Here is a 5,465-nt window from a genome sequence, read left to right as displayed (position 1 = left end):
CCCCCGTCGCCTCGTCTGTCACCGGTACGACCTTGATCAACGGAGGATGGGGGACGGTGAGTGTCCCGGATCTTCCGTTGATCAAGATCCAAGACCGGACGCTCTGGCGACGGTGAAGGAATGGGGACGTTGAACGTCCCCATTCCTTCACCGTCGACCCAGCGCACGCGGACGCCTCCCGTGCAGGTCGGGCGTAGGTAAACAAATACTGGGCCACTTTCGCGACGTGCGAGCCCTGTGTCAGGCATCGGCTCGGGCTCATCCTCAGAGCCCGTCAGTGGCCACCGACGAGTTCGCCGGACAGCTTCCCGTGGATCCGGGCGCTGTGCTTGTCCAGGCCGACGATTTCGACGGTCTTGCCCCGCGACCCGTATTTGGCGGTGATCGCGTCGAGCGCGGCGACGGTGGAGGCGTCCCAGATGTGGGCGTCGGTCAGATCGATGACGACCTGGGCCGGGTCGTTCGCGTAGTCGAACCGGTGGACCAAGTCGTTGCTGGAGGCGAAGAACAGTTCGCCCGTGACGGCGTAGACGACCTGGGTGCCGTCCGGGTCGAGAGCCGCGGTGACGTCGACCAGGCGCGCGACCCGGCGGGCGAAGATCACCATCGCGACGATCGAACCGACCACCACGCCGATGGCGAGGTTGTCGGTGGCCACGACGACTCCCACGGTGACGACCATGACGATGATCTCCCCCGCGGGCATCCGCTTGAGCGTGGCCGGGGCGACGCTGTGCCAGTCGAACGTCCCGAACGCGACCAGGACCATCACCGCCACCAGGGCGGCCATCGGGATCCGTGAGACCAGCGGGCCGAAGACGATGCACAGGATCATCAGGAACGTCCCGGCCAGGAAGGTCGAGAGCCGGGTCCGGGCGCCGGAGGTCTTCACGTTGATCATGGTCTGCCCGATCATCGCGCAACCGCCCATCCCGCCGAAGAAGCCGGTGGCGACGTTGGCCACACCTTGGCCGATCGCCTCGCGGGTCTTGTTGGAGCGGGTGTCGGTGATGTCGTCGACCAGCTTCGCGGTCATCAGCGACTCCATCAGCCCGACCAGCGCGAACGCGAGCGCATAGGGCGCGAGCAGGCCGAGGGTGGCGAAGGTGAAGGGCACGTCCGGCACCCCCGGCGTCGGCAGCGAGGAGGGCAGCGCGCCCTTGTCTCCGACCGTCGGGATCGCGATGCCCGCGGCGATCGTCAGCGCCGTCAAGGCCACGATGGACACCAGCGGCGCGGGAATCACCCTGGTGAGCTTGGGGAACAGCACCATCACCACGAGCCCGGCCGCGAACAGCGGGTACACCGGCCACGGCACGTCGATCAGCTCCGGCACCTGCGCCAGGAAGATCAGGATGGCCAGCGCGTTGACGAAGCCGACCATCACGCTGCGCGGCACGAACCTCATCAGCTTGGCCACCCCCAGCGACCCGAGCACGATCTGGAACAACCCACCCAGGACGACCGTGGCGACGAGGTACCCGAAGCCGTGTTCCCTGGCCAGCGGAGCGACGACCAGCGCGATCGCCCCGGTCGCGGCGGAGATCATCGCCGGCCGTCCACCGACGATCGAGATCACCACCGCCATGGTGAACGAGGCGAACAGCCCGACGCTCGGGTCGACACCGGCGATGACGGAGAAAGAGATCGCCTCCGGGATCAACGCGAGCGCGACCACCAGACCGGCGAGGATCTCGGTGCGCGCCACCTTCGGCGACAACCACGACGGGCGTGTGCCGCGCAGCCGCGCCGACACCTGAGTCACGAGACTCGACACAGACGGACAACCTGACTTTCTCGGGCGCCGCGAGACGCGGAACGACCTCACGCGATGGGCCGGTGGGCATGATCGTCACCACCGTCGACGACGCTCACCTTACGTCAGAGGCGAGACCGGCCGGCCCACGACGTCGCCCGGCTCGGGCCCGTCGGGAACAGCGACCCTGACGAACGGCGCGGCGCACCGTCCATCAGGGATCGCCGGGTCACTCCCGGAGCGCCGCGGGGGCCGCGCCCCGCTCGGGTTCGACGGGGGCGGGCTCGGCAGGCACCCCGGCCACCGGCTTGCCGCGACGCCTGCGGAACTCGAATCCGACGAGGATCAGCGCGAGCGTCACGGCGCTGAGCCAGAACTGCGAACGGGTCGACGGCAGCAGCGCCATCGCCAGGATCACCCCGGCCATCAGCGCGATGGTCGCGTAGCTCAGCCACGGGAACAGCCACATCTTGAGCGTGAGCTTGTCCGGGTCCTCCCGCTCCAGCCTGCGGCGGAGCCGCACCTGCGCGAGCGCGATCGAGAGGTACACGAACAACGCGACCGCGCCGTAGGAGTTGACCAGGAACTGGAAGATCAGGTTCGGCGAGGTGTAGGCGGCGATGACGGACACGTACCCGATGACCGTCCCGGCCAGGATCGCGCGCCTCGGCACACCGCTGCGGGAAAGCCGGGTGAACGCCTTCGGCGCGTCGCCGTTGCTGGTGAGCGCGAACAGCATCCGCGACGAGGTGTACAGGGCCGAGTTCAGGCAGGACAGCACCGCGGTCAGGACGATCGCGTTCATGATCGTCGCGACGGCCGGGATGCCGAGCACCTCCAGCACGGCCGCGTACGGGCTGACCGCGGTCGCCGGATCGTCCCAGGACTTGATCGCGACGACGAGGAACACCGAACCGACGTAGAACAGCACGACCCGGAGGATGATCGACCGCATGGCCTTCGCGACCGCCTTCTGCGGCTCCGCGGACTCGGCGGCGGCGATGGTGACGATCTCCGCGCCGGTGTAGAAACCGATGCACGGGACCACCGCCGCGAGCACCGCGCCGATCCCGAGTGGCGCGAAGCCGCCGTGGGAGACCAGGTTCGTCACGCCGCCGTGGGCGCCAGGCCAGAAACCGAAAAGGTACAAGGCTCCGACGACCAGGAAGACGACGATCGCGACGACCTTGATCGAGGAGAACCAGTACTCGAACTCGCCGTAGGAGCGGGCCGAGACCATGTTGGTGCCGGTGAGGATCAGGAGCAGGCCGAGACTGAGCACCCACAGTGGCACGTCCGGTACCCACAGCTGAAGGATCCGGCCGCCCGCGACCGCTTCGACCGCCACGACGATGACGAAGAAGTACCAGTACATCCAGCCGACGGCGAAGCCCGCGCGGTTGCCGAGCGCTTCCCTCGCGTAGACGTAGAACGACCCGAGCGCGGGTTTGGCGATCGTCATCTCGGCGAGCATGCGCATGATGAGCACGGTGATCAGGCCCGCGATGAGGAACGAGACCACCGCGGCCGGACCGGCCGACTGGATGACCACGCCACTGCCGACGAACAGTCCGGCTCCGATGACGCCGCCGAGGGCGATCAAGTTCATATGTCGCTGCTTGAGCCCTGGTTTCAGGCCGCTGCTCTGTGCCGGGTCGGACGCTGAAGTCACGTCTCCTCCTTCTCGCACGCACCGCCGGAGCGGTGGCGCTGGGAGCTCCATTGTGGTTCCGGTCACCGTAGGAACAAGTCGGGCCGTGGGCGAGTGCCAGTTACGATGTGGGACAGGGGTCCAGATCCCGGCGCACCGCCAGAGCGAGCAGTTCCGCCGCGGGACCGGCGAGGCGCCGTCCTTCCGGCCACACCGCGCGCAAGGTCCGGCCGAAGTCGACGCCCTCCACCGCGACGGGCACCAGTCCGGGGTCCGCGACGTCCAGCGCGCTGATCACGGCGGGGCCGGCGCCCGCGATGACGGCGTTGCGGACGGCGGACGCGGAACCCAGCTCCAGCAACGGTTTCACCGGCCCGAGCCCAGCCTCGCGCAAGACGTTGTCGACGGTTTCCCTGGTTCCGGAACCGGGTTCCCGCACGATGAGCGGCGTGTTCGCCAGCTCCGCCGGGGTCAGCGGACGGCTTAAGCGCGCCCAGGGATGGGCGCCGGGGACGACGACCACGAGATGGTCCACGGCGACCTTCAGCGACGTGAGTCCGGGCAGCGCGCCGGGTGACTCGACGAAACCGAGGTCGACCTTGCCTTCTCGGGCGAGTTCGGCGACCTGATCGGAGTTCGTGACTTCGAGGCCGAGGCGGAGGCCGGGATTCGTGCGGTTGAGCTCGCCGATCCACACCGGGACCAGGTGCTCGGCCGGTGTCATGCTCGCCGCGACCCGGAGTCCGGCCTGGTGCCGGGCCCGCAAGGCCTCCGCGCCGTCGAGCAGTCCGCCGAGTTCGTCGAGCACACGCCGCGCCCGGCCCGCGATCACGCCCCCGTCGGGGGTGAGCACGGAGCCGCGGCGGGTCCGGTCGATCAGCACCAGGCCGAGCCTGCGTTCCACAGTGGACAGTCGCTTGCTCGCCGACGGCTGCGTCGTCCCGAGGACGGCGGCGGCCTGGCCGATGCTGCCCAGTTCGCCGACGAGCACGAGCAGGCGCAAGGCGTCCAGCTCCGGCGCTGTCATAGCCAAGGTGCATGACCTACCCGTCGCTCTTCCGGCTACCGGCACGGTTCTCTCCGGACGACGCTCGTCGGCATGGGCACCATCACCGCGCGGCGAACGAAGCCGCACCTGACCGGTCTGGCCGTCACCGCCCTCGGTGTGGCCGTCGCGTACCTGCTGAGCACCGCGGTTCCCGTGCTCAGCGCGCTGACCCTCGCCGTCGTGCTCGGGGTGCTCGCCGGTTCGCTGCCGGTGCTCTCGGACGGCACCCGGCAGGCGATCGCGAAGGTGACGAAGAAGCTCCTGCGGGCCGGGGTCGTCCTTCTCGGCTTGCAACTCGCGCTCCCGTCCGTGCTCTCCCTCGGGCCCGGCACCCTGCTCGCGGTCGTGCTGACCGTCGGCCTCACGTTCCTCGGCACGATCGGGCTCGGCAGGCTCATCGGTGTTCCGCGCGGGCTCGCGATGCTGGTCGCGACCGGTTTCTCCATCTGCGGCGCGTCGGCGATCGCGGCGATGGAAGGGGTCGTCGAACGGGAGGACTCCGACGTCGCGACCGCGGTCGCCCTGGTCACCTTCTACGGCGGCCTGGCGATCGCGGCGGTCCCGCTCCTCGGCGGCTGGCTGGGGATGGACGCGCTGCGGATCGGCGGCTGGGCCGGGCTGGGGGTGCACGAGGTCGCCCAGGTGGTCGCGGCCGCCACCCCGGCCGGGACCGCCGCCGTCGCGGTCGCCGTGGTGGTGAAGCTGAGCCGGGTCGTCCTGCTGGCGCCGATGGTCGCCGCGGTCAGCGTGCGCGAACGCCGTCGCCGTCCGTCCGCGGGCGGGAAGCGTGCCCCGCTGGTCCCGTTGTTCGTCCTCGGGTTCCTGGCGATGGTGGTGCTGCGGAGCACCGGGATCCTGCCGGGCGTGGCGCTCGACGTCGCCAAGGTGGTCTGCACGCTCCTGCTGGCGGGAGCGCTGTTCGGGCTGGGCTGCGCGGTCCGGATCGGCTCGCTGATCCGGACCGGTGGCCGGGCGCTGCTGCTCGGCCTGCTCTCCACCCTGCTGGTCGG

The 5,465-nt window shown here is 69.7% G+C and carries 4 protein-coding genes; 1 reads left to right on the top strand and 3 read right to left on the bottom strand.

Annotated features, from left to right (window positions below):
* Positions 1-274: 274 nt before the first annotated feature.
* The 3 genes from CFP71_RS39725 to CFP71_RS39715 form a co-directional block, all read right to left on the bottom strand.
* A complete protein-coding gene (locus CFP71_RS39725) occupies positions 275-1,777 on the bottom strand; it encodes a SulP family inorganic anion transporter (protein WP_425266648.1) in 1,503 nt (500 codons plus the stop codon).
* 208 nt (positions 1,778-1,985) lie between these two features.
* On the bottom strand, positions 1,986-3,365 hold the full coding sequence (locus CFP71_RS39720; protein ID WP_093939044.1) for an amino acid permease: 1,380 nt from the start codon (positions 3,363-3,365) through the stop codon (positions 1,986-1,988).
* Positions 3,366-3,528: 163 nt separating this feature from the next.
* Positions 3,529-4,434 (bottom strand): LysR family transcriptional regulator, encoded by a 906-nt coding sequence (locus CFP71_RS39715; protein WP_093939043.1) that lies wholly within the window; start codon positions 4,432-4,434, stop codon positions 3,529-3,531.
* Between the two features lie 72 nt (positions 4,435-4,506).
* Between CFP71_RS39715 and CFP71_RS39710 the strand changes: the two genes are divergently transcribed.
* Positions 4,507-5,465 (top strand): YeiH family protein (locus CFP71_RS39710; RefSeq protein ID WP_093939042.1); only part of this gene is annotated, 959 nt, incomplete at its 3' end.

It is taken from the genome of Amycolatopsis thailandensis (genome assembly GCF_002234405.1).
Taxonomy (GTDB): Bacteria; Actinomycetota; Actinomycetes; order Mycobacteriales; family Pseudonocardiaceae; genus Amycolatopsis; species Amycolatopsis thailandensis.
Note: the sequence above shows the minus strand (reverse complement) of the source record. Positions and strands in the feature narration are given on the sequence as shown.